The sequence below is a fragment of the Kitasatospora sp. NPDC089797 genome (genome assembly GCF_040684795.1).
In the GTDB taxonomy this organism is placed as follows: domain Bacteria; phylum Actinomycetota; class Actinomycetes; order Streptomycetales; family Streptomycetaceae; genus Kitasatospora.
Genome location: NZ_JBFBGS010000027.1, coordinates 95,398 through 119,183, shown reverse-complemented (window position 1 = coordinate 119,183; position 23,786 = coordinate 95,398). Strand labels below are relative to the sequence as shown.

The following is a 23,786-nucleotide window of genomic DNA, read 5'->3' as shown; positions in this document are numbered from 1 at the left end:
GTCGGAGGGCCTGGGCCGCGCGCCGTCACGGGGCCGCCGCACCCGCCTTGCGCAGGGTGCCGACCGGGTTGCCGGCAGCCGGGTCGGCGGAGGAGAAGCGGATCGTCCCGTCGGACTCGAGGGTGAGCGTCTCGGCGTTGGAACCGCTCGTGCAGGCGCCGGGGAGCGAGGAGCGCACCAGCCGGGACCGGAACACCAGCGTGGTCCCGGAGGCCGAGGTGAGCGTCCAGGCGCCCTCGCAGCTGATCGAGATCAGCCCGGAGACGGCGTTGCGGCTGGCGACGGCGTCCTGGCCGACGGCCGCCTGGCGGACGGTGAGCGTGGTGGTGCCGCCGGGCAGGCCCTTGTCGGTGACCATGTCGCCGGTCCAGGTGCCCAGGAAGGCCGCCGGCACCGCGTCCGGCCCGCCGGTCACGGGCGGCGCCGCGGCCGCCCCGGACGCCGCTCCGGAGCCTGCCCCGGAGCCGGCGGTGGCCGCGGCGGAGGCCACCGGCGGGACGGCCGACGTCACCGGCGACACGGCGGGGGCCCCCGGTCCGGTCGACGGAGGCGGCACCGGTCCCGCGGAGGGCGCCGACGCCACCGGGCCGGGCCGGTGGGTCAGCGCGTACAGCCCGTACCCGCCGCCCCCGAGCACGGCGACCCCCAGCAGCAGCGCCGCCGCGGCCCCGGCCCGACGACGGCGCCGGGCCGACCCGGGCTCCTCGCCCGGCCCCGGCGCCGACAGCACCCCGTCCCCGCTCCAGCCCTCAGCCCCAGCCCCAGCCCCACTCCCACCCTCGTCCCTGTCCCTGTCCCCGCTTCCGCCCCGCTCCCCCGTCGGCCCGGCCGGCGCGGCCACGTCCTCACCCGCCGGACGAGTGGGCGCACCGGCACCGCCGCGCGCCCCCGCGTCCCGCACCGTCCCGGTCCACGACACCTCCGCCGGCGCCTCCGTCCGCGGAACCGCACCGAACGGCTCCCCCTCCCGCTCCAGCAGCTCCAGGTCCAGCAGCTCCACCGCGCTGCGGCCGACCCCCGCCGCCAGCACCGGCGGCAGCCAGTCGCCGCGGGTGAGCCGGTCGGCGGCCGCGCCGTCCGGGTCCAGCCGGGCGGCCAGTTGCTGCGGGGTGGGCCGGGCGGCGGGGTCCTTGGCCAGGCAGTGCAGGACGGTCGCCCGCAGCGGCTCGGGCAGGCCGGCGACGTCCGGCTCCTCGTGCAGCACCCGGTAGAGCAGGACGGCCGCGCTGACCCCCTCGCCGAAGGGGTGGACACCGGTGGCGGCGTAAGCCAGGACGGCGCCGAGCGAGAAGACGTCCCCGGCCGGTCCGGCCGTCTGTCCGTTCGCCTGTTCGGGCGACATGAAGCCGGGCGAGCCCACCACATACCCCGAACGGGTGAACCCGCTGGTCGCGTCCAGGGCCCGGGCTATCCCGAAGTCGATCAGCCGCGGCCCGTCGAGGGTGAGCAGCACGTTGGAGGGTTTGACGTCGCGGTGCACCAGGCCGAGCCCGTGCACGTGGGCGAGGGCTCCGGTGAGCCCGACCCCGAGGGCGCGGACGGCGGGCTCGGGCAGCGGGCCGTGCGCCCGGACGGCGGCGGAGAGTGCGGGGCCCGCGACGTAGCCGGTGGCGACCCAGGGCGCTTCGCCCTCGGTGTCGGCGTCCAGCACGGGCGCGGTCCAGTTGCCGCCGACCCGCCGGGCGGCGGCCACCTCGTGGCGGAACCGGGCGCGGAACTCGGCGTCGTCCGCGAGCTCGGTCCGCACCACCTTGACGGCGACGGTGCGCCCGCCGGCCGTCCGGCCGAGGTAGACCCGGCCCATCCCGCCCGAGCCGAGCCGCCGCAGCAGCCGGTAGCCGCCCACCCGGCGCGGATCGTCCGACCCCAGTGCCCGCATGCCCCGCACGCTCCCCTCGCACGCGCACGCGCGGCCCCGGGCGGGTGCCCGGCCGCGTACGCCGCTCCCGAGCCGCGCCCGCACGGCACCCGCCGGACGCGCCTCGGGAGCAGACCGTACCGGGCCGGACCGACCACCGTCCGACCACCGCCCGACCACCGTCGAACCACCCGGTCGGCCGCCCGGTCGGCCACCCGGCCGACCAGCGCGGAGGCCCGCTCCCGCCCCCGCCCTCCCGCTCCCGCTCCGGCTCCCGCTACGGCCCGACCGGCAGCGCCGCCGGTTCCAGCAGCCGCACCGCCACGTCCGGCGCGAAGCCGCTGTCGTGCGCGACCCGCCGGGCGAACTCGGCGACCCCGGCCAGCTGCCGCCCGCCGAGCGAGAAGTCCAGCGCCTCGCTGAAGTACCGCTCCAGCACGTCCGCCCCGAAGGCCTCCCAGCGGGCGGCCTGTTCGGCGACCTTGGCGGCTTCGACCAGCGACAGGTCGCGGGACTCCAGGAAGGCCCGGTGGACGGCCGCGGTCAGTTCGGGGCAGCGCTCGGCGAACTCGCGGCGCACGGCCCAGACCGCGAAGACGAACGGCAGGCCGGTCCACTCCTTCCACATCTCGCCGAGGTCGTGCACGGTCAGCCCGAGGTCGGCGGCCTGGCCGAGGTAGGCGCGCAGGGCCGGGTCGCCGATCAGGACGGCGGCGTCGGCCTCGGCGAGCATCGCGCTGAGGTCCGGCGGGCAGCTGAAGTAGTCGGGACGCACGCCCTCGCGCTCCTCCAGGAGGAGCCGGGCGAGCCGGACCGAGGTGCGGCTGGTGGAGCCGAGGGCGACCCGGCGGCCGTCGAGGTCGGCGAGCGGCACCTTGCTGACGATCAGGCAGGACATCACGGGGCCGTCGCTGCCGACCGCGATGTCCGGCAGGACCAGCAGGTCGTCGGCGTTGCGCAGGTACTCCACGCAGGTGATCGGCCCGATGTCGAGGGAGCCGCCGACGAGCTGGTCGCTCAGCTTCTCGGGGGTGTCCTTGGTGAGGTCGAGGTCGAGCAGGTTGCCGGTCCTGGCGAGGCCCCAGTAGAGGGGTACGCAGTTCAGGAACTGAATATGGCCGACCCTGGGCCTGACCGGGGTGTTCTCCTCGGGTTCGGGCTCCCGTGCTTGTGCGTCCGGTGCTGCCACTGCGCCGCTCCCTTGCTGTTCGTGCGCTTCCCCGCAGCGTATGCCCGCTGTTCACGGTGGTTCGCACCGGCCACCCGCCACCGGCGCGGACGCTCCCCGGCCGCGCCCCCGCACGCCCTCCCCGCGCCCCCAACACGCCTTCCGGCACCCGTTACCAGCCCGCTCCGGGGGCCTACGACACGCGCCGTCCGGACCGCAAGTGACCCCTGGTCGTCACAGCGGCCGCATGCTAGCGTTGCCCTCAGTTGCAGTTTGATTCCCCTTGCAGTACTTGAAGCCTGCGGAGCATGTAACCGCGGGCTTTTTGTAGTTTTTCAGCAATATCGAAAAACTTCGGACTCGTCCGGAGGCAGGGCGATCAGCGCAGCGGACCGGGGACCACACGGTGTGGCCCCCGACACGCATCGCAAGGAGAACGGCATGGCTCAGGGAACCGTCAAGTGGTTCAACGCTGAGAAGGGCTTCGGCTTCATCGCCCAGGAGGGCGGCGGCCCCGACGTCTTCGTCCACTACTCCGCCATCAATGCGAACGGCTTCCGTTCGCTGGAGGAGAACCAGGCGGTCACCTTCGACGTCACCCAGGGCCCGAAGGGCCCGCAGGCGGAGAACGTCACCGCTGTCTGACCATCCTCTGATGTTCTGATCGCTCGGGACCCCTTCGGGTCCGCCGACGGCTCCCGACAGCCGTCACGATGAGCACAAGAGCAGCACCCAAGGGGGCCTGCCCATCGCGGCGGGCCCCCTGCCTTTTCGCCGGGCACCCGCCCGCCGGGCCGCGCCCGGAAAAGGGCGGGGAACACGGGAACGAGGAACACGGAAAGGGCTCCCCCCGACACCGGGGAGAGCCCTTTTCCGTACTCCGACTTCATTACTCCAGCGCTTCAGCACTCCCGCACTTCAGCACTCCGGCACTTCAGTACTCCCGCACTTCAGCACTCCGGCGCTTCAGTACCGGGGCGTTTCCGTCCTCGGCGCTCGCGCACCTCGACGCCGGCGGCCTCAGGCCACGGCCGGAGCAGCCGCCCGCTCGCCGCCCTGCCCCGGGACGACGGCCTTCGGCGAGTCCTCCTCGTACAGGTCCCCGGACGGGTTGTTGTACGCGTTCAGGTCCAGGATCCGTTCCCGGGCCGCGACCACGACCGGCACGGCCACCTGGCCGGCCACGTTGGTGGCGGTGCGCATCATGTCCAGGATCGGGTCGATGGCCAGCAGCAGGCCGACGCCCTCCAGCGGCAGGCCCAGGGTGGACAGGGTCAGCGTCAGCATGATGATCGCGCCGGTGAGACCGGCGGTCGCGGCCGAGCCGACGACCGAGACGAAGGCGATCAGGATGTAGTCCTTGATGCCCAGCTCGATGTTGTAGACCTGCGCGACGAAGATCGCGGCGACGGCCGGGTAGATCGAGGCGCAGCCGTCCATCTTGGTGGTGGCGGCGAACGGCACGGAGAACGAGGCGTACTCGCTCGGGACGCCGAGGCGCTCGGTGACCCGGCGGGTGACCGGCAGGGTGCCGACCGAGGAGCGGGAGACGAAGGCCAGCTGGATGGCGGGCCAGGCGCCCTTGAAGAAGTGCAGCGGGTTGAGGCCCGCGGCGAAGCGCAGCACCAGCGAGTAGACGACGAACAGCACCAGCGCGCAGCCGACGTAGATGTCGAGGGTCAGCGTGGCGAAGGGCTTGAGCAGGTCCCAGCCGTACTTGGCGACGGACTTGCCGATCAGGCCGAGGGTGCCGAGCGGGGAGAGCCGGATGACCCACCACAGGGCGGTCTGGGTGAGCTCCAGCACGGACTCGCTGAGCTTGAGGACCGGCTCGGCCTTGGTGCCGAGCTTGATGATCGCGGCGCCGACCACGACCGCCATGAAGACGATCTGCAGCACGTTCACCTTGACGAAGGCGTCGACGATGTTGGTCGGGAAGATCCCGGTCAGGAAGTCGATCCAGGTGCCCTTGGAGTCGAGCGCCTTGAGGCCCTCGGTCTTGAGGTTGGTGCCCTGGCCGGGGTTGGTCAGCAGGCCGAGGCCGAGGCCGATGCCGACCGCGATCAGCGAGGTGATCATGAACCAGAGCAGCGTGCGGGTGGCCAGCCGGGCCGCGTTGGTGACGTTGCGCAGGTTAGCGACGCTCACCACGATCGCGGTGAAGACCAGCGGCGGCACGGCCAGCTTGAGCAGCTGGACGAAGATCTTGCCGATCGTCTCCAGGGTGGTGGCCAGCCAGGAGACGTCGGCAGCACGGGCCAGGTAGCCGAGGCCGACGCCGAACACGAGGCCGGCGACGATCTGCACCCAGAACGGCGTCTTGCGGATGCGGGTGAGCACGGACGGCGACGAGGTCGCCTCGGGCGCTGTGGACATGGGGGTGCGACTCCGGGGGAGGGCGTTGCTGACGGTGGGGGGCGAGGGGGGGGCGGGCGGCACGGCGCGGGCCGGACGGGGAAGGCCGGGGGCCCGTTTCAGGGGCGTGCCGCCGCGATACAGCTCATGGCGCGACAACGGCGCGGGCTGTCCACAGCACCGGTCAGGGCACCCGGGTGGGCGGCGCCGGGCAGCGGGCCCGGGCCGTGCATCCGCAGTGCGTCTGAGGTGGTCACGGTCGACACGTTAGCAGCAAAGGTTTGAGATGTTCAAAGTACTTGTTTGAGATCGAGCCCCCACCCGAGGCCGCCTCGGGGTGAGATCCGGACACGAACGAAGCTGACGCACCATCAGCTCCGCCTCCCGGTCGGATTGACCGGTCGGCAGTTATACGTATAACTTTGGACGGCACCCCCTCCCCCGCCCTGCCCCTCTGCCCTGACCGGAGAAGACCACCGATGGGCTACCTCGCCCTGCTCCGCGCCCCGCACGTCACCCGACTCCTGCTCGGCACCCTGCTCGGCCGCCTGCCCGCCGGTATGACCGCCCTGGTGATCGCCCTCGCCCTGCGCGAGGCCGGTGTCCCGTACAGCCGCATCGGGCTGGCCACCGCCGCCTACGCCATCGCCGCCGCCGTCGGCGGGCCGGTGCTCGGGCGGATCGTCGACCGCACCGGGCAGCCGCGCGTCCTGCTCGCCTCCGCCGTCGTGGCCGGCGGCGGGTACGCGCTGCTCGCCCTCGCCCCCGGCTCCCCGGTCGCCGCGCCCCTGGGCGCCGCCGTGGCCGGCCTCGCGATGCCGCCGCTGGAGCCCTGCCTGCGCTCGCTCTGGCCGGACGTGGTCGAGGAGCGGCAGCTCGACACCGCGTACGCCTTCGACTCCGCCTCCCAGCAGATCCTCTACGTCGCCGGACCGCTGGCCGTGGCCGGGATCGCCGGCCTGTTCAGCCCGGTCGCCGCGCTCTGGGTGGCCGCCGGACTCGGCCTGGTCGGGGCCCTGGTCGTGGCCACCGCGGCACCGGCCCGGGCCTGGCGCGCCCCCGCCCGCGAGCAGTCCGCCGGGCTGCTCGGCCCGCTGCGCTCCCCCGGTCTGGTGCTGCTGCTGATCGGGCTGGCCGGGGCCGGCTGGGCGGTCGGCGCGCAGAACGTCCTGTTCATCGCCTACGCCGAGCGGCACGCCGACGGCCTGCCCGGCGGCGGGGGCACCCTGCTGGCCCTGGCCGCGCTCGGCGGACTGCTCGGCGCGCTCGCCTACGGCATGGTCGACTGGCGGCAGAGCACGGCCACCCGCACCTGGGTGATGGCCCTCGCGATGGCCGCCTCCTACCTGCCGCTGGTCACGCTGCCCGGCCCGTACCCGATGGCCGCACTGGCCTTCCTGTCCGGCATCATGCTGGCCCCGCTGCTGGCGGCGGCCTTCGTGCTGGTCGCCGAGCTGGCCCCGACCGGGACGGTCACCGAGGCCTTCGCCTGGCTGGTCACCCTGTTCGCCACCGGCAACTCGCTCGGCTACGCCGTCTCCGGCCACCTCGCCGAGGACTCGCTGCGCCCGGTCGCGGTGTGCGCGGCCGGCGGCATCGCGCTCGGCGGGCTGGTACTGCTCGGCGCCCGGCGCTGGTTCCACGGCGCACCGGTGGCGCCGCTCGCCGAACCCGTCCCGGTGGGCTGAGCGCCCACCCCACAGACGACTGCGCCCGCCGGGGGTCTGGCCGGCGGGCGCAGTCACCCGCGGACAGCGGTCACGCCCGGGACAGCGGTCACACCTGGACGGCAGTCACGCCCGAACGGCAGTCACGCCCGGGCGGTCGAGGAGCGCTGCACCAGCGAGGTGGCCAGCGGCGCGACCGGCGCCACCCGCTCACCGCGCAATAGTCCGGCGAGCGCGGCCGCTCCCGCCCGGCCCAGTTCCTCGCCCGGCAGGTCGACGGTGGTCAGCGGCGGGGCGAGCAGCCCCGCGACCGCGATGTTGTCCATGCCGACCACCGACAGGTCGTCCGGCACCCGCAACCCGCGCTCGGCGGCGGCCTGGTAGACCCCGGAGGCGACCACGTCGTCGTCGCAGATCACCGCCCGCGGACGGTCCGTCCGCTCCAGCAGCTCCCCCGCCGCACTCCGCGCGGCCGTGTACCCCTCGTTCAGGCTCACACCCAACTCCACGACCTCCAGGCCGAGTTCGCGGACGGCCTGCTCGAAGGCGGCCTGCCGGACCCGGAAGGTGTACGCGGCATGGGTGGAGCGCAGGTGCCCGATCCGGCGGTGTCCGAGGGCGGCCAGGTGCTCGACCGCCGCCCGCATCCCGCCGGCCACGTCGAGTTCGACGGTCGGGCGCGCGCGGTCGGTGCCGGGGTCGGCGTCCAGGAAGACCGCGGGGGTGTCCGGCGGCAGTTCGCCGAGCTGGCTGTCGTCCGGGGAGCAGATCAGCAGGCCGTCGAAGCGGCCCGCCGTGGCGGCCTCGGCGAGCGTCCCGCTGCCCCAGCCGGAGCTGACCACGACCGCCAGTCCGTGCCGGCCGGCCTCGTGGTGGACGCCCTCCAGCACCCGGCCGAAGAACGGGCCCTGGAGGTTGGGCACGGCCAGCATGATCATCCCGCTGCGGCCCAGCCGCAGTTGCCGGCCCGCCGCCTGCGGGCGGTAGCCGAGGCTGCGGGCCGCCTCGCGGACCCGGTCCCGGGTCGCCTCGGACACCCGGCGGCCGGCCTCGGCGCCGGAGAAGACCAGGGAGACGGTGGCCTGGGAGACCCCGGCCAGCCGGGCCACGTCCCGCCCGGTGGGCCGGCGCACGGGGGCCGGCCAGGTCCCGGTCGGCCGCCCGGACACCGCCGGACCGACACCGGTCGACGGACCGGCATCGGCCGACGGACCCGCCCCGGTCGACGGACCGCCGCCAGTCGGCGCATCGGCTCCGGCCGACGGATCGGCCCCGGTCGGCAGCTGCGGGTCGGCGGGCGTGGCGGGCACGGCGGGCACGCGGGCGGCGCCGGGGGTCAGTTCTGCTGCCCGGAGGCGGCCGCGCGGGCGGCGTCGTCCACCGCGTCCTCCTCGGCGTTCTGGGCGGCGATCCGCTCCGCGGTGCGGCTGCGCATCCCGGCGACCTTGGTGGAGATCTGCGAGGACATCTCGTCGCGCTGCCTGCTCAGCAGCACGTAGCTGAGCGGCGCGGAGACGACCGCGGCCAGCAGGACGAGGAAGATCACCCCGGCGTCACCGCTCACCGGGATGACCTGGAAGTGCCCGAGCAGCAGGGCCACCAGCAGGCAGCCGAGGAAGATGCTGGCCCGCATGGAGGTGTAGCGGAGCGTGGCGTGCGACTTCTGCGGGCCGTTGCTGCTCACTGGGACACATCCTTCTGGATCGGGCCGGGGACGGGTCTTCCAGTCAAGCATGCCTGACACCCGGCGCGGGTCAGGGGGCCGCCGTCCCCTCCCCGGGGCGCGGCCGGCGGGGTCAGCGCAGGTCGAGCCAGAAGGTGATGTCGTCCCGGTCGTCCCCCGGGGCGACCCGGATCGCGGCCGGCACCCGGCCGACCTCCCGGTAGCCGCAGCGGTGGTAGAAGCGCTCCAGTCCCTGCCCGCCGCGGGCGGTGAGCCGCAGCGACTCCAGGCCCCAGCCGCGGGCGACCCGCGCGGCCTCGGCGAGCAGTTCGGCGCCGTACCCGAGGCCCTGGGCGTCGGGGTGCACCATGACCCGCTTGAGCATCCGCCAGTGCTCCATCAGCTCGAAGCGCATCGAGGCGAAGAACAGCACCCCGACCAGTCGGCCGGTCGCGCTCTCGTGCGCGACCAGCAGCCGGTCGGGGCCGTCGGGGGCGGCTCCGGCGAACTGCCGGTCGGCGGTGGCCCGGACCTGCTCCTCGGTGACCGGGGCCACGAAGCCGACCGCACCGCCGGCGTTGGTCACGTCCGTCCACAACCGGACGACGGCGGTGCGCAGGTCGGAGTCCAGCTTCGGGTCCAGGGTGAAGGTGAGCGCCATGAAGCGGAGCCTAGACCTCCGATCGGACAGCCCCTCGGGGGAGGGCGGGCACCGCCCGGTCAGGAGAGCGCGGGCACCACCCGGCCCGCCGGCCGTCCGCCGCGCAGCGCCAGGCAGAGCCCGACCGCGATCACGCACAGCACCCCGGCGCCGTACCAGGTGAGGTCGTAGTTGCCGAGCGCGTCGCGGGCCAGGCCGGCCAGCCCGGCGACGACGGCGGCGCCGATCTGGTGGGCGGCCAGTACCCAGCCGAAGACGATCGGGGCGTCGTCGCCGAAGTGCCGGCGGCACAGTGCGACGGTCGGCGGCACGGTGGCCACCCAGTCCAGGCCGTAGAAGACGACGAAGGCGAGGATCGGCGGCTGCAGCGAGCCGGCCAGCAACTGCGGCAGCAGGAACAGGGAGAGGCCGCGCAGCCCGTAGTAGACGGTGAGCAGCAGCCGGGAGTCGACCCGGTCGGTGAGCCAGCCGCTGAACACGGTGCCGAGCACGTCGAACAGGCCGATCAGGGCGAGCAGGCTCGCGGCGGTGGTGACGGGCATGCCGTGGTCGTGCGCGGCCGGGATGAAGTGGGTGCCGACCAGGCCGGCGGTGGTGGCGCCGCAGATCGCGAAGGAGCTCGCGAGCAGCCAGAACGGCCGGGTGCGGGCGGCGTCGCGCAGCACCCGCAGGGTGCGGGCGAGGGCGCGGGCGTCCCGCACCGGCGCGGGCGGGGGCTCGGTGGCGCCGTACGGGAGCAGGCCGAGATCGGCGGGGCGCTCGCGCATCAGCAGCAGGACGGGCACGGCGACGGCGCTGGCGGCGAGCGAGACCACGACCACGGCCGAGCGCCAGCCGTGCTGCTCGACCAGCCAGGCGCCGACCGGCAGGAAGACCAGGTTGCCCGCCGCCCCGGCGGCGGTGAGCACGCCGGTGACCAGCCCCTGGCGGGCCTGGAACCAGCGGCCGGTGATGGTGGTGGCGAAGGCGCCGGCCATCGAGCCGCTGCCGAGGCCGACCAGCACGCCCCAGCAGAGGATCAGCTGCCAGGGCTGGCGCATGAGCATGGTCAGGCCGGCCCCCACCGAGATGGTGAGCAGCGCGCAGACCACCACCAGGCGCACGCCGAAACGGTCCATCAGCGCGGCGGCGAAGGGGGCGGTGAGGCCGTAGAGGGTGAGGTTGACGGAGGTGGCGGCGGAGATCGTCGCGAGCGACCAGCCGAACTCGTTGTGCAGGGCGTCCATCATCAGGCTCGGCGTGGAGCGGAAGCCGGCCGAGCCGAGCAGGACGACCAGGGCGACGGCGGCCACCACCCAGGCGTAGTGCACCCGGGGGCGCCCGGGGGCGGGCCGACCGGACGGGGCGTCGGAAGAAGAGGAAGAGGAAGAGGAAGAGGCAGCGGAGGGGGCGGAGGCGGCGAGTCCACGGCGTTCGGTCACGTGGACGAGTCTCCCGAGCCCGCAGCACCCGGACGAGTGGCCTGAATGACCGTTTTCGCAAGGATCGGGCCAAGCACCGACGTATCCTGACCCGGAGCGGCGAACGGGCGGAACGGTCGGGGACGGGACGGAACGGCATGGCGCACCTGGTCGCGGTACTCGCCCTGGAGGGCGTGATCGCCTTCGAACTCGGCATCCCCGCAAGGATCTTCGGCAACGCCAAGGACGACGCCGACCGCCCGCTCTACCAGGTGGCCACCTGCACCCTGGACGGCGGGCCGGTCGCCACCAGCGCCGACTTCCGGATCTCGGTCGACCACGGCCCCGAACTGCTGGAGCGGGCCGACACGGTGGTGGTCCCGGCCAGCCACGACGCCCTCCCGGGCGGCGTGGACGCCCCCTTCACCCCCGAACTGGCCGCCGCGCTGGGGCGGATCCGGCCCGGCGCCCGGGTGATGTCGATCTGCACCGGCTCCTTCCTGCTGGCCGCCGCCGGACTGCTGGACGGCCGCCCGGCCACCACCCACTGGCGCTACACCGAGCTCTTCGCCCGGACGTTCCCCGAGGTCCTGCTCGACCCGGACGTGCTCTACACCGACGACGGCGACGTCCTCACCTCCGGCGGGGTGGCCGCCGGGGTGGACCTCTGCCTGCACGTGGTGCGCCGCGACCACGGCAGCGCGGTGGCCAACGCGGTGGCCCGCAACTGCCTGGTGCCGCCGTGGCGCGACGGCGGCCAGAAGCAGTACGTGGTGGCCCCGAGCCCGGTCGACACCGGCGGCGCCGGCACCGCGGCGGTCCGCGCCTGGGCCCTGGAGCACCTGGACGAACCGCTGCCACTGCGCCAACTCGCCGACCGGGCGGGGATGAGCGTACGGACCTTCACCCGGCGGTTCCGGGAGGAGACCGGCGCGAGCCCCGGCCAGTGGATCACCACCCAGCGCACCGAGCGGGCCCGGCAGTTGCTGGAGCGAACCGACCTGACCATCGACCAGGTCGCCCGGGAGTCCGGCTTCGGCACCGCGGCCTCGCTGCGGCTCCAACTGCGCGGGCGGCTGGCCGTGGCGCCGAGCGCCTACCGGCGCACCTTCCGGACCACCCCGGTCTGAGACCCCGCCCGCCCGCTCCGGGAAGGCCAGGGAGCGCCGGGAAGTGCCGGGGATTCCCATGAAGCTGAGTGGGCCCTGGGAGAAGACTGGCGCCCGGCCGAAAACCGTCCCTCCGGGGCGTCCCGGCGGACGACGGCCGACCGCGTGCGCTCCGAGCGCAGCGTGCCGGGCCGCCGTCCGATCGCGGCGCACGGGCCCTGAACCCGCGCCACTCCCTCCGCACTCGCCGAGGAGCGGGCCGCGCCCGGCCCGCCACGATCCCCCCTGCTGACGCGATCCCCCTGGACAGCAGCACCGTGGCGGCGGACGGAAAGTCCCCTCGGCGTCCCCTCGCAACGGAGCGCCGCACCCAAGCGTGATCAGTCGGATACGTCACGTCAATGGGTAGTCCGAAATTCGGAATGGTTGCGTCAGCTTTCGGCCGGTGATCGCCACCGCCCGTCACAGCACCGGGAACCGGCCCCCGGGACCCGTCCGGCGCCCGTCCGGCACCCGTCCGGAACCCGACCGCCCACCAACGACCCCCGACCGAACCCGACCGAGCCCGACCGGACCCGACCGGGTCCGCCACCGGAAGCCGCTATTGCGCCAAAGCGGCCCAGTCCACACCGGCCAGCGGATCGACCGGGCGGGCCCCGCTGCCGATCTCGCACCAGACCCGCTTGCCCGAGCCGTCCGGGTACCAGCCCCAGCGCTCGCAGAGCAGCTCGACCAGCTCCAGCCCGCGCCCGTTGGTCGCGTCCTCGTCCGGCCCGGCGTGCCGGGGGGCCGGGGCGATCCGGCTCGCGTCGGCCACCTCCACCCGCAGCGGTCCGGGCGGACCGGCCTGCGCGCAGTCCTCGGACACCGGCAGACAGAGTCTCAGCACGGCCGGACAACCCGTGTGCACCACGGCGTTGGTGACCAGTTCGGAGACCACCAGCACCACCGTCTCGGCCATCGGCGCATCCGGGTCGACCCCGTGGTTCAGCAGCCGTGAGCGCACCCACCGGCGGGCCCGGCCGACTTCGGCAGGGTCCGCCCGCACCGCAAGCTGTACCTGAAGAACCTGCACCGCTCCACCACCCGCACTCGCAGTTCGGCCAACGTCCCGATCGGGCCGGATCAGCCGGCCGGCGGGGCCCTCGTCCCGGTTGCCACCCGGGGCTCACCCGGGCGCTCGCCGACCCGTCCGCCCGCGCCACTCGCCCGTGCCAACTCGTCAGTCGCGCACTGGCCGCGACACGAATACGCCTCAGGATGGGTGGGCGGACGGGCCGCAGCAAGCGCTTCGGGCATATTCCGGCGATCGGGGGACGGGGCAGTGCATACTGTCCCGTTCACTCTCACGAGCCTCGCACCGGCACTCGGCCGGCCCGGGCCGACGCCGGTGGGGCGTGTCGGACACGCCCTGGGCGGGAACCTACCGCCGGACACCCCCGACTCCCGGCCCGCCACTCGCGAACCACCCGTGCGACATATGTCCAGGGGTCCTCGAACAGCGGCATCGGCGGACCGTCCCACCAGCGGACCGTCCCACGATGTGACGATCCACAGCCCGCCCCGGCCGAACCGGCCGAACCCCCCGCATCCGCCGAACCGGTCGCAAGCCCGAACCTGCCGAGCCCCTCGCATCCGCCGAACCACGAGACGGCGTTCCGTTCTTGCCGGTTTACCTCCCGCCGCCGACCGACCACGGGATACCGTTGGGTAACGCCAAGGACCGGGCAGGAGGGTGGTTCTCGATGGCCGCCCCGGACCGGATCCCGCGCTGGGACGAGCAGTTGCAGCGACGCATCGCCCGCGGCGAGGAGACGGCGCTCGGCGAGCTCTACGACCGGCTCGCGCCGATGGTGCACGGCCTGGCCGGGCGGATACTCGCCGACCAGGCGGCCGCCGCCCAGCTCACCCGGGAGGTCTTCGCCCACGTCTGGGAGCACCCCGAGGAGTTCGACCCCGCCCAGGGCTCGCTGCGCTCCTGGCTCGGCTCGCTCACCCACCGCCGCGCGGTCGAACGGCTGCGGGACCGGCGCGGCGCCGAACCGGCCCCGGGCCGCGACGGCGGCGCGACCGAGGAGGAGATCCGCGCCGTGGCGACCGCCGCGCGGATGCAGTACGTGGTCGACTCCCTGCCCCAACCCCTGCGTGAGACCATCGCGGTGACGTACTACGACGGCCGCACCTACCAGGAGACGGCCCGGCTGCTCGGCATCAGCGAGCAGGCCGCCAAGCAGCGGATGCGGCTCGGCCTGGAGCTGCTGGCCACCGAACTGGCCGACGAACGCGCCCGGCAGGAGCACGACGGGGATGGGGGCGGGGGCAGGTGAACGGTTCGGGGGCACGGCCCGGCGACCAACGGGGCGAGCGGTACGACGAGCAGGACGACCGACAGCACGACGAACACCACGACGAGCAGCCCGCCGGACAATCCGCCGAGCAGCACGACGCGCTGCGCTCACTGCTCGGCGCGTGGTCGCTCGGCGCCTGCCCGCCGCGCGAGGCCGCCGAGTTGGAGCGGCACCTGCGCGCCTGCCCGGAGTGCGCCGAGGAGGCGGCCCGGCTGCGCGAGGCGGCGGGCTGGCTCTCCCTGGACGAGCCGCTGGACCAGCCCGGTTCGCTGCGCCGGCAGGTGCTGGACTGGTGCCTGTCCCGTCGACCGGCCGAACTGCCCGTCCCCGCCTGGGGAATGCCGTACACGGCGGAGACCGCCAAGCTGGACGCCCTGTTGCGCGACCTCGGCCCGGAGGAGTGGCAGGAGGTGGCCGAACTGCCCTGGCACGGCGGCGCCGAGCGGCTGCGTCCGGCCGAGGTGCTGGGCCGGCTGACGGCGGTGGACGGCGTGCTGGCTCTCGCCCTCGGCCTGCCCGACCCGGTGCCCGGTGCGGGCGGGGCGTCGGTCCCGGCGCGGCGGGTGCCGCCGCAGGAGCCGGCCGGTGTCCCGGCGCCGCGGGTGCCGCCGCAGCGCGGCCGGTACGCGGCCGTGGCGGCGCGGACCGCCCGGCTGCTGGCCGACCAGGCCGGGCTGCCGCCGCAGTCGGTGCGTGCCCGGTGGCGCCAGCAGACCCACGACCTGGTGCGCAGCGCGGCACTGGCCCCGCAGGGCGGCACCCCGGTCGACCTGGGCTTCGCGGTGGTACCGCTGCGGGACGCCTTCGTGGAGCGGGCGTTGGAGTGCTTCGTGCACGGCGAGGACGTGGCCCGCGCGGTCGCCTACCCGTACGCCCCGCCGTCGCCGCGGCACCTGCGGCAGATGGTGGAGCTGGTGGTGCGGCTGCTGCCGGGGGCGCTGGCCGGGCTGCGCGCGGCGCGTCCGGCGCCGGCCGGGGTGCCGGGGACGCCCGGTGGGCCGGCGACCGGGCGGCGGCTGCGGCTGGTGGTGGACGGCCCGGCGGCGGGCGAGTGGCTGGTGCCGCTGGACGCCGGACCGACCGGGCCGGCCGGGTCCGGCGGGTCGGTCGGGTCGACCGCGCCCACCGGTCCGGCCGACGGCGAGCCGGTGGCCTCGATGGTGCTGGACGGCCTGGAGCTGTGCCAGTTGGCGGCCGCGCACCGCGATCCGGACCGGCTGCCGGTGGGCGAGCACGGCGACCGGGCCGCGGTGCGCGAGGTGCTGCACGCGCTGCCCCTGCTGGCGCGCCCCTGACCGCGGGCCCGCCTGCCGCCTCACCGCTTGCTGCCCCACCGCCGGGCGCCCCGGCCGCCCGCCCCCCCCCCGGCGGAGCAGGCCTACGCGAAGACGACCGTCCTGGTCCCGTCGAGCAGCACCCGGTGCTCGCTGTGCCACTTGACCGCGCGGGCCAGCGCCTGGCACTCGACGTCCCGGCCGAGCGCGACCAGCTGGTCCGGGCTGATGTCGTGGGTGACCCGGGCCACCTCCTGCTCGATGATCGGGCCCTCGTCGAGGTCGGCGGTGACGTAGTGGGCGGTGGCGCCGATCAGCTTCACGCCGCGGGCGTGCGCCTGGTGGTACGGCTTGGCGCCCTTGAAGCTCGGCAGGAAGGAGTGGTGGATGTTGATCACGCGGCCGGAGAGCTCGGTGCAGAGCTGGTCGGAGAGCACCTGCATGTAGCGGGCCAGCACGACCAGTTCGACGTTCTCCTTCTCGACCAGGTCGAGCAGCTCCCGCTCGGCCTCGGCCTTGGTGTCCTTGGTGACCGGGATGTGGCGGAACGGGACGCCGTGGCTCTCGGTGAGGTCGCGCAGGTCGGTGTGGTTGGAGACCACCGCTGCGATCTCCACCGGCAGGGCGCCGATCCGGGTGCGGTAGAGCAGGTCGTTCAGGCAGTGCCCGAACTTGCTGACCATGAGGACGATCCGCATCCGCTGCTCGGTGGGGTGGATCTGCCAGTCCATCCCGAAGGAGGCGCCGATCGCGGCGAAGCTGGCGCGCAGCTTGTCGGCGGTGACCGGCTCGGGGGCGGAGAAGTGCACCCGCATGAAGAACAGGCCGGTGTCCCCGTCGCCGAACTGCTGGCTGTCGATGATGTTGCAGCCGGTCATGAAGAGGTAGCTGGAGACCGCGTGGACGATGCCCTGCTTGTCGGGGCAGGACAGCGTGAGGACGTACTGGGCGCTGGCCGGCTGCTGTTCCACTGGGGGTATCCCGTCCTGAGGTCGTGGGCGTGCGCGAGCGGTGGAGCGGTCGCGTGCTGAATGGTCCAGCGTGTCACATTCCGGACGGTCGCCGCCCCGCTGCCCGTACTGCGGGACGGCACCGACCGCCGCCGGGGCGGCTGCGGGCCGGGGGCGCCCGGCCCGCAGCAGGAGCACCGGACCGGGAGTGCCGGGACCGGGGGCGCCCCGCCCCGGGGCCCTCAGACCTGGGTGAGGATGCGCAGCACGTCCAGCGACTTGGGGGCCGCGTCCGGGTCGTCCCCGTCGCCGACCGCCAGGGCGACGTGCGCCTCCCGGGCGGCCCGGACGGTCTCCGGCCAGCCGGGGTGGCCGAGGTAGGCGGAGGCCGGGGCGTCGGCGCCGACCTCGTGCAGCATCTGCACCGCGCGCAGCACCGCGCCGTCCACCAGGGCGGCCTCGGCGGAGTCGCGGAAGATGGTGCCCACGTACTTCTCGGCGGACCAGCGGTCCAGCCAGGTGTCCTCGACCAGCCGGTAGACGGCGTCGGTCACGTCTCCGTAGCCCTCCCGGCCGGAGAGCCAGGCCTCGTGCTGGAAACCGGGGTCGGACAGCATGTGCAGCGCCGAGCGCAGTCGGGCTCGCCAGCGCCACCAGGGCAGGTCGTTGAGCGGCATGCCGCCCATGGTGCTGGAGCGGTGGCCCGGACGAGAAGGGTTTCGGGCGGACCGGTGCGAAGAATCTGTGCTGGCGGACATGGTGAACGATCGTACGTTCCCCGTCCGTTCGTGCTCCACTCGCGATCTACACGCGTCCCGCCCCGGATTTCAGTCGGCGTTTTCCGGGCGTTCGCTTCGCTGCCCTCTCGGCTTGCGGCTCCGGGGCTTGGCTGTCCCCCGGTGCGCCGGATGGCGCCCAGAGAGGGAAGACCGATGACCAGCCGAAGGGACTCCTTCCGGGCCCGTCCCGTGATCGCCGGGCGCCGCCGGCGGCGCCCGATCGCCGCCGCGGCCACCGCCGCGGTGTTGCTCCCCACCCTCTTCTCGGCCTCCGCGTGCGGCGGGTCGGCCGGGGCCTCCGGCAACACCGACGAGCTGACCGTGATGACCTGGGCCCCGTCCGGCACCGGCTCGGCGGACCGCCCCGGCATGACCTCGCTCGCCGAGTCCATCGGCCGGGACGTCAACGTCAAGGGCGGGCTGAACGGGCACCGCCTGCACGTGATCACCTGCAACGAGCACAACACCGCGGACGGGGCCAAGGCCTGCGCCCAGCAGGCGGTGGACGCCAAGGCGGTCGCCGTGCTCGGCTCCTACAGCCAGTGGGGCGACGCCTTCATGCCGGTGCTGGAACGGGCCGGCATCCCGCTGATCGGCGGCTACGGACTGTCCCAGCCCGAGTTCTCCAGCCCGCTGTCCTACCCGGTGGACGGCGGCATGCCCGCGCTGATCGCCGGCAGCGGCCGCCAACTGGTCGACGCCGGCTGCAAGGCCGTCGCACTGATCCGCCCGGACACCCCGGCCGGCGACAACCTGCTCGGCTACCTGGGCAACGCGCTCAAGCCGGCCGGGATCAAGCTGCTGGACGTCAAGGCCCCCGAGCAGTCCTCCGACTACACCCAGGTGGCCCGCAAGGCGATCGGCAGGGACGAGCCGGGCAACTGCCTCACCAGCGCGCTGGCCGCCGAGCCGACCAACAACCTGCTGGACGCCTACCGGCGGCAGAACGCGAGGAACACCCGGATCGCCTCGGTGATCGGCAGCGTCCAGCAGTCGGTGGTCGACTCCACCGGCGGCGACTCCGGCCCGCTGGCCGGCGCGTTCGTGACCAGCTGGTACCCGCCGGAGTCGGCCAAGACCTGGGACGGGCTGCGCGCGGTGGTGCGCTCCCAGGCCACCGACGGGCACAGCATCGACGTCTCCGACCCGGGTGTGCAGACCACCTGGGTCGCCTACGAGGTGTTCCGGGTGGTCGCGGACAAGCTGTCGGCGGCCGGCAAGACGGTCACCGCGAAGACCATCGACGCCCTGCTGGACAGCGGCGAGGGCATCGACGTCGGCCTCACCCCGCCGCTGAACTGGGGCACCACCAACATGCTGCCCAGCACCGAGTCGCCGCGGCTGGTGAACACCTGGGTCACCTACCAGGTGGTCAAGGGCGGCCGGTTGACCCTCCAGCAGCCGGGCTTCGTGGACGTCCGCTGGGTGCTCACCGGGGCCCGGTCACCGAGCTGAGCCGCCCCGGCGCCGGACCAGCCGGACCCGCCGGGGTCACCCGGGTCGCCGGGTCGCTACAGGTCGCCGTCGCCGCGGGTGGGCAGGCCGGTCTGCGCGGCGATCACGCCCCACAGGGTGGCGGCCTGCTTCTTCGCGGTGGTCGCGGTGCCGCTGGCCTGCACGGCGTTCTTGTAGTGCTGGTTGCCGGTGTCCGGCTTCTTCGGGTCGCAGGAGGACTGCGCGTCGGTCGCCCAGGCCGCGTACTCGTCGTCGGCCTGGGCCGAGGCCGTCCAGGCCGCGTTGAGCTGCTCGACCAACTGCTGTCCGCCGGGCAGCTTGTCGGTCTTCAGCTGGCCGAGCTTGGTCTGCAGCTCGCGCCGCTTGCCGGCCGCGGCGGCCAGGGCCTGCTGCGAGTCCGGGAGCTTGTCGCACTTCTGCACCGAGGCGACCGCGGAGACCACCGCGCTGCGGCTGTCGCTCGCGGTGCCCAGCAGGTCGGACAGCGGCTGCGCCTGGGCCTTGACCTCCGGGTCGGCCGCGGCGGCGGTGCCGGAGGCACCGGACGTGCCGGGGGCGGTGCTGCCGGTGGCGGCGACCGGGGCGGTCTTCTGGTCGGCCTTGGTCTTGTCGTCGCCGCCGCCCACCAGCACGGCGACCAGGACGCCGGCGACCGCGAAGGCCGCCACCACGCCGCCGATCACCAGCTTGTTGGACGGCCGGCCGCCGCGGCCGCCGGCCCCGGCCTGGGTGGCGTCCGCGCCCGACCCGTAGCCGTCCTGGCCGTAGCCGTCGGAGCCGTAGCCGTCCTGCCCGTAGCCGTTCTGCGGGTGACCGCCCTGCGGGTAACCGTCCGGCTGGTAGCCGCTCTGCGGGTACGCGTCCGGGCCGTGGCCCGGCGCCGGGTAGCCCGGCTGCTGCGGCTGCGCGGCCTGCGGGTAGCCCGGCTGCTGGCCCGGGTAACCGGGCGCGGCCTGCGGCGGGATCCCGTAGCCGGGCTGCGGGGCCCCGTACCCGCCCTGCGGGTCACCGGCCGGGTAGGGCGGCAGGTGCTGGGTCGCGGGGGCCGGTTCGGCCTGCGCCGGCCCGCCGTAGCCGGGCTGCGGCGGGGCACCCCACGGGGGCTGCTGGGCGGGCACGGCCTGCGGCGGCAGCGCGTGCGCGCCGTCGCCCAGGTACTCGGGCTGGCCGGACGGCTGACCCACCGGCGGCACGGCCGTGGGGCCCTGCGGCTGGCCCGGCTGGCCCTGGGGCTGGCCGGGCTCGGGGCGGAACAGGTCGTCCAGGTTGAAGTCACCCGAGTTGTACGAGCGGCGCTGACTCAACGCGATTCCTCACCTGTGCAGGACCGCGCACAGGCGGCGGACCACATCTCGTCGGTTCTTGGGAGCATCTCAGTTCCTTGGACGTCGCGCCCACGCTACCGGTTCGCCTCACCGGGTGACCACGTGGGCGGGACATTCCCACACGCTCCCTGCACAGACGGACCTCAGGCGGCCTCCGCGTCCGCCCGCGCGTGGAACTCGCGCACCACCCGCTGCTCCCGGTAGGGCTCCAGCCGGCGCCGGAACTCGTCCAGGTACTCCACGCCCCGGTTGGAGCGCAGCCCGCTCAGCAGCCGCACCGCCTGGGTGCCCGTCTCGCAGGCGCGTTCCAGGTCGCGCTGCTGGAGCTGGGCGGTGGCGAGCAGCACCAGGTCCACCGCGCGGCGGCGGACCCGGGTCGGCGGGTGCAGGTCGAGCGCCCGGCGGGCGTAGTGCTCGGCGGGGCCGGCCTGCTCCAGGTCCCGGTGGCAGTGGGCGAGTTCGTCGGCGAGGTAGGCGTCGTCGAAGTGGGCGATCCAGTCCGGATCGTCCTCGGGGCGGCGCTTCTCCATCATCTCCAGCGCCTTGGCCGACACCGCCTCGCAGGAGCGGGCGTCGCCGAGCAGGGCGTGGCCGCGGGCCTCGGCGGCGTAGAACATCGCCATCGCCGTCGGGGTGGCCACCGTCCGGGCGCCCTCCTGGGCGGCGCGGGCGAGCTGGGCGATCTCCCGCGGGTTGCCGAGGGTGGCCGCCAGGTGGCTCATCGAGGCGGCCAGCACGTAGCCGCCGTAGCCGCGGTCGTCGGCGGCCTGGGCCAGCCGCAGGGCCTGGATGTAGTAGCGCTGGGCGAGGCCGGGCTGTCCGGTGTCGACCGCCATGTAGCCGGCCAGCTCGGTCAACCGGGCCACCGCGGCGAACAGTTGGCGGCCGGTCTCCTCCCGGTAGGCGCCGCCGAGCAGGCCGGAGACCACCGAGTTGAGGTAGTGCACGACGACCGGGCGGACGTGTCCGCTGCCGAAGCGGTGGTCCAGGTCGACCAGCATCGCGGTGGTCGCCTTGATCGCGGCCACGTCCGTCGGGCCCACCCGGGGGCCGCCGGCCCGGGCCACCACCGGGTCGGGCGGGGTGATCAGCCAGTCCCGGCTGGGCTCCACCAGCGCCGAGGCGGCGACCGTCGCCCCGGTCAGGAAGTCCCGCCGGCCGACGTCACTGCGCCACAGCTCGCACACCTGCTCCAGGGCCGCGTTGAGGGTCGGCGCGAACTGCAGCCCGATGCCGGAGCTGAGGTTCTTGCCGTCGGCCATGCCGATCTCCTCGACCGACACGCTGCGGCCGAGCTTGCGCCCGAGCGCCTCGGCGATCACGGCCGGCGCCTGACCGCGCGGCTGCTGACCGCGCAGCCAGCGGGCGACGGAGGTCTTGTCGTAGCGCAGGTCCAGCCCGTGCTCCGCGCCGCACAGGTTGACCCTGCGGGCCAGGCCGGCGTTGGAGCAGCTGGCCTCCTGGATCAGTTGCTGCAGGCGCTCGTTGGGCTGTCGTGCGACGAGTGGTCTCGCGGCCATTGGGCTTCGCCTCCCCACACCCTCCGGTCCCGGCCGGCGGGCGACGATGTGCTGATCTGTTGCCGACTGTCCGACCGTCCAAGGAATCTGACACCAGGTTAGCGATCAGCAACGTCAGCGGGATACCCACGGTGACGAACCGCACCCCCCGCGCGCCCTGGGTAATGCATCCGTGCGCCCCCGCTGCGCCTGCCTCCGCCCGCCCCAACTCGCTTGAGTCACCGGTTCGGGTGACATTGCGGGGATGCGGCCGACCGGGGCCCGTCGGGCCGTAACCAGCCTCACACACGGTAGTTGAGCAGCCCGTGGAAGACATCCCCGACGCCCCCGGCCAGGACAAGAACGCCGGCCTGCCCCCGCTGCTGATCGAAGCCGTCGGCTACGCCGAGAACCGCCACTGGGAGGTGGCCCCCGGCGCCTGGCTGATCGACGGCGACGGGCCCGCCCGCTGCTCCTGCGGCGACCCGCGCTGCGCGCAGCCGGGTGCCCACCCGCTGGACGCGGACTGGGCGCGCAAGGCGAGCGCCGGGCCGGGCGCGGTGCGGCGCTGGTGGACCGAGCGGCCGAAGGCCTCGATCCTGCTGCCGACCGGCCGGTCCTTCGACGTCCTGGACGTGCCGGAGACGGCCGGGTGCCTGGCGCTGGCCCGGATGGAGCGGATGGACCTCCAGCTCGGCCCGGTCGTGGTGCTGCCCACCTCGCCCGGGCGGGTCGGGCGACGGCTGCACTTCCTGGTGCTGCCCGGGGTGGCGGCCAAGCTGCCGGAGATGCTCCGCAAGCTCGGCTGGCCGCCCGGGCGGCTGGACCTGGTGGCCCGCGGCGAGGGGGACTGGACGGTCGCCCCGCCCTCGCGGATCGGCTCCACCGGCTACGCCCAGTGGGCCCGCTCCCCCTCCGAGTCCAACCGCTGGCTCCCGGACGCCGCCGAGCTGATCAGCCCGCTGGCGTACGCCTGCGGCCGCGAGTCGCCCGTCCAGACCGTCCAGGCCGCCCAGCCGGCCGGGGTCTGACCCGCCCGGCCCGGCTGTCGCCCGGCCCCCGGAACCTGCCGCCCTGCGCCGATCGGGTGAGGGCGCGCAGCGCGCGACACCACGCGCGCGAGTGACGGGCCTTGTCCCCCACCGGGGACGGGGCCCGTCATACGCATGTGCGGATAAGGCCTCGGTCTACCCGCTGGTCAACCGGGAAAGCCCCTCGTACGAGTGACAGCGCTCAAGGATTGCCATGATCGGCCGAGGGGAGGAATGGCGTTGTGTGGGGACGCCGGAAGGGTCGCTCGGACGGGGAAGCCGGGCGAGGCGGTGGCGGGGTCGGGAGGGAGCGGGAGGGACAGGAGGGGACGGGAGGGAGCCGGGGAGGGCGAGCGGGGCCCGCTGCACGGGGAGCAGCGGGCCTCGCTCGTCGGCGTGTACGGAGCGTGGCGGTCGCCGGACCGGGGCCGGGCGCGCACACCGACGGCGCCGGCCGCCGGCGGGGTCACCGGCGTCCGGCGGGGCCGGGCCCATGAGCCCCGGCCGACGGGTGCGGGCCCCGGCCGGCGGGCTCAGGCCTGGGCGACGAAGACGTGCTGGGCGATGTCCTTGCCCAGCTCCGCCGCGTTGTCCCCGGTGCCGACCAGCACCCCGCCGGCCCCGGCGGTGACCTTGACCGTGGAGCCCGGTCGGATGCCGGCCCGGCGCAGGGTGCTCATCAGCTCGCTGTCGGTCTGGATCGGCTCGCCGATCCGGCGGACCACCACGTCGGCCCCGGCCTCGCCGGGGCGGACGGTGTCCAGCGGGACGAGCGCGGAGTCGAAGCCCTCGCCCTCGGCCTTGGTGTCGCCCAGCTCGTCCAGGCCCGGGATCGGGTTGCCGTACGGGGACTGGGTCGGGTGGCCGAGCATGGCGAGCACCTTGCGCTCGACCGTCTCGCTCATCACGTGCTCCCAGCGGCAGGCCTCCTCGTGGACCTGCTCCCACTCCAGGCCGATCACGTCGACCAGCAGGCACTCGGCGATGCGGTGCTTGCGCATCACCCGCACCGCGAGCCGTCGGCCGTCCTCGGTGAGTTCGAGGTGGCGGTCCCCGGCGACCTGGAGGAGGCCGTCGCGCTCCATCCGGCCGACCGTCTGGCTGACCGTGGGGCCGCTCTGTTCCAGCCGCTCCGCGATCCGGGCACGCATCGGAACGATGCCCTCTTCCTCCAGCTCCAGGATGGTGCGAAGGTACATCTCAGTGGTGTCGATCAGCCCAGACATCGCCGCTGGCTCCGTTCT

The 23,786-nt window shown here is 74.5% G+C and carries 21 protein-coding genes; 7 read left to right on the top strand and 14 right to left on the bottom strand.

All coding sequences use genetic code 11. From position 1 onward, the window contains the following. Positions 1–25: 25 nt before the first annotated feature. Together AB0O91_RS22880 and AB0O91_RS22875 are read right to left on the bottom strand one after the other, a co-directional pair. Positions 26–1,879 (bottom strand): serine/threonine-protein kinase, encoded by a 1,854-nt coding sequence (locus AB0O91_RS22880; protein ID WP_363436025.1) that lies wholly within the window; start codon positions 1,877–1,879, stop codon positions 26–28. Between the two features lie 256 nt (positions 1,880–2,135). Further along, entirely contained in the window at positions 2,136–3,047 is a 912-nt protein-coding gene (locus tag AB0O91_RS22875) for a menaquinone biosynthesis protein (RefSeq protein WP_363436023.1), read from the bottom strand. Between the two features lie 420 nt (positions 3,048–3,467). Between AB0O91_RS22875 and AB0O91_RS22870 the strand changes: the two genes are divergently transcribed. Further along, positions 3,468–3,671 (top strand): cold-shock protein, encoded by a 204-nt coding sequence (locus AB0O91_RS22870; protein ID WP_030287184.1) that lies wholly within the window; start codon positions 3,468–3,470, stop codon positions 3,669–3,671. Between the two features lie 375 nt (positions 3,672–4,046). On the opposite strand, the gene AB0O91_RS22865 is transcribed toward AB0O91_RS22870, so the two are convergent. After that, entirely contained in the window at positions 4,047–5,402 is a 1,356-nt protein-coding gene (locus AB0O91_RS22865; RefSeq protein WP_363436022.1) for a dicarboxylate/amino acid:cation symporter, read from the bottom strand. 98 nt (positions 5,403–5,500) lie between these two features. Continuing rightward, positions 5,501–5,638: a hypothetical protein gene (locus AB0O91_RS22860; RefSeq protein WP_363436020.1), complete on the bottom strand. Its 138-nt coding sequence runs from the start codon at positions 5,636–5,638 to the stop codon at positions 5,501–5,503. Between the two features lie 222 nt (positions 5,639–5,860). On the opposite strand from AB0O91_RS22860, the gene AB0O91_RS22855 reads away from it, so the two are divergent. Continuing rightward, complete coding sequence (locus tag AB0O91_RS22855; RefSeq protein ID WP_363436018.1) at positions 5,861–7,069, top strand: MFS transporter; 1,209 nt, start codon at positions 5,861–5,863, stop codon at positions 7,067–7,069. 122 nt (positions 7,070–7,191) lie between these two features. Here the strand turns inward: AB0O91_RS22855 and AB0O91_RS22850 are convergent, their stop codons facing one another. From AB0O91_RS22850 to AB0O91_RS22835, 4 genes are all read right to left on the bottom strand, one after another. Further along, a complete protein-coding gene (locus AB0O91_RS22850) occupies positions 7,192–8,181 on the bottom strand; it encodes a LacI family DNA-binding transcriptional regulator (protein ID WP_363436016.1) in 990 nt (329 codons plus the stop codon). Between the two features lie 203 nt (positions 8,182–8,384). Next, complete coding sequence (locus tag AB0O91_RS22845; RefSeq protein ID WP_363436015.1) at positions 8,385–8,732, bottom strand: DUF4229 domain-containing protein; 348 nt, start codon at positions 8,730–8,732, stop codon at positions 8,385–8,387. A 112-nt stretch (positions 8,733–8,844) separates the two neighbouring features. Beyond that, positions 8,845–9,372: a GNAT family N-acetyltransferase gene (locus tag AB0O91_RS22840; protein ID WP_363436013.1), complete on the bottom strand. Its 528-nt coding sequence runs from the start codon at positions 9,370–9,372 to the stop codon at positions 8,845–8,847. Positions 9,373–9,431: 59 nt separating this feature from the next. Next, on the bottom strand, positions 9,432–10,793 hold the full coding sequence (locus AB0O91_RS22835; RefSeq protein WP_363436011.1) for an MFS transporter: 1,362 nt from the start codon (positions 10,791–10,793) through the stop codon (positions 9,432–9,434). Between the two features lie 137 nt (positions 10,794–10,930). Here AB0O91_RS22835 and AB0O91_RS22830 point away from each other — a divergent pair, with 137 nt between their 5' ends. Next, on the top strand, positions 10,931–11,902 hold the full coding sequence (locus AB0O91_RS22830) for a helix-turn-helix domain-containing protein (RefSeq protein WP_363436009.1): 972 nt from the start codon (positions 10,931–10,933) through the stop codon (positions 11,900–11,902). A 580-nt stretch (positions 11,903–12,482) separates the two neighbouring features. On the opposite strand, the gene AB0O91_RS22825 is transcribed toward AB0O91_RS22830, so the two are convergent. Beyond that, positions 12,483–12,956 carry an ATP-binding protein gene (locus AB0O91_RS22825; RefSeq protein WP_363436008.1) on the bottom strand — a complete coding sequence of 158 codons (474 nt, stop codon included), beginning with the start codon at positions 12,954–12,956 and terminating at the stop codon, positions 12,483–12,485. Between the two features lie 670 nt (positions 12,957–13,626). On the opposite strand from AB0O91_RS22825, the gene AB0O91_RS22820 reads away from it, so the two are divergent. Beyond that, positions 13,627–14,208 (top strand): sigma-70 family RNA polymerase sigma factor, encoded by a 582-nt coding sequence (locus tag AB0O91_RS22820; RefSeq protein WP_363436006.1) that lies wholly within the window; start codon positions 13,627–13,629, stop codon positions 14,206–14,208. Further along, positions 14,205–15,524, top strand: coding sequence for a zf-HC2 domain-containing protein (locus tag AB0O91_RS22815; protein ID WP_363436005.1), 1,320 nt, complete (start codon positions 14,205–14,207; stop codon positions 15,522–15,524). Before AB0O91_RS22820 ends, AB0O91_RS22815 begins: the two co-directional genes overlap by 4 nt. Before the next feature lie 83 nt (positions 15,525–15,607). Here AB0O91_RS22815 and purU read toward each other — a convergent pair whose 3' ends face one another. Then, on the bottom strand, positions 15,608–16,474 hold the full coding sequence (gene purU / locus AB0O91_RS22810) for a formyltetrahydrofolate deformylase (RefSeq protein ID WP_363436003.1): 867 nt from the start codon (positions 16,472–16,474) through the stop codon (positions 15,608–15,610). Positions 16,475–16,695: 221 nt separating this feature from the next. Beyond that, positions 16,696–17,211, bottom strand: coding sequence for a hypothetical protein (locus AB0O91_RS22805; protein WP_363436002.1), 516 nt, complete (start codon positions 17,209–17,211; stop codon positions 16,696–16,698). Between the two features lie 174 nt (positions 17,212–17,385). Between AB0O91_RS22805 and AB0O91_RS22800 the strand changes: the two genes are divergently transcribed. Then, entirely contained in the window at positions 17,386–18,687 is a 1,302-nt protein-coding gene (locus tag AB0O91_RS22800; RefSeq protein WP_363436000.1) for an ABC transporter substrate-binding protein, read from the top strand. Positions 18,688–18,743: 56 nt separating this feature from the next. Here AB0O91_RS22800 and AB0O91_RS22795 read toward each other — a convergent pair whose 3' ends face one another. Together AB0O91_RS22795 and AB0O91_RS22790 are read right to left on the bottom strand one after the other, a co-directional pair. Next, positions 18,744–19,991, bottom strand: coding sequence for a hypothetical protein (locus tag AB0O91_RS22795; RefSeq protein WP_363435998.1), 1,248 nt, complete (start codon positions 19,989–19,991; stop codon positions 18,744–18,746). 164 nt (positions 19,992–20,155) lie between these two features. Then, a complete protein-coding gene (locus AB0O91_RS22790; RefSeq protein ID WP_363435996.1) occupies positions 20,156–21,532 on the bottom strand; it encodes a transcriptional regulator in 1,377 nt (458 codons plus the stop codon). A gap of 314 nt (positions 21,533–21,846) precedes the next feature. Here AB0O91_RS22790 and AB0O91_RS22785 point away from each other — a divergent pair, with 314 nt between their 5' ends. Then, positions 21,847–22,542, top strand: a complete 696-nt coding sequence (locus AB0O91_RS22785) for a bifunctional DNA primase/polymerase (protein ID WP_363436055.1) — start codon at positions 21,847–21,849, stop codon at positions 22,540–22,542. Between the two features lie 533 nt (positions 22,543–23,075). Here the strand turns inward: AB0O91_RS22785 and AB0O91_RS22780 are convergent. Next, the gene (locus AB0O91_RS22780) at positions 23,076–23,768 is read right to left on the bottom strand and encodes a metal-dependent transcriptional regulator (protein WP_363435994.1); all 693 of its coding nucleotides are present in this window, start codon (positions 23,766–23,768) and stop codon (positions 23,076–23,078) included. Positions 23,769–23,786 lie beyond the last annotated feature (18 nt).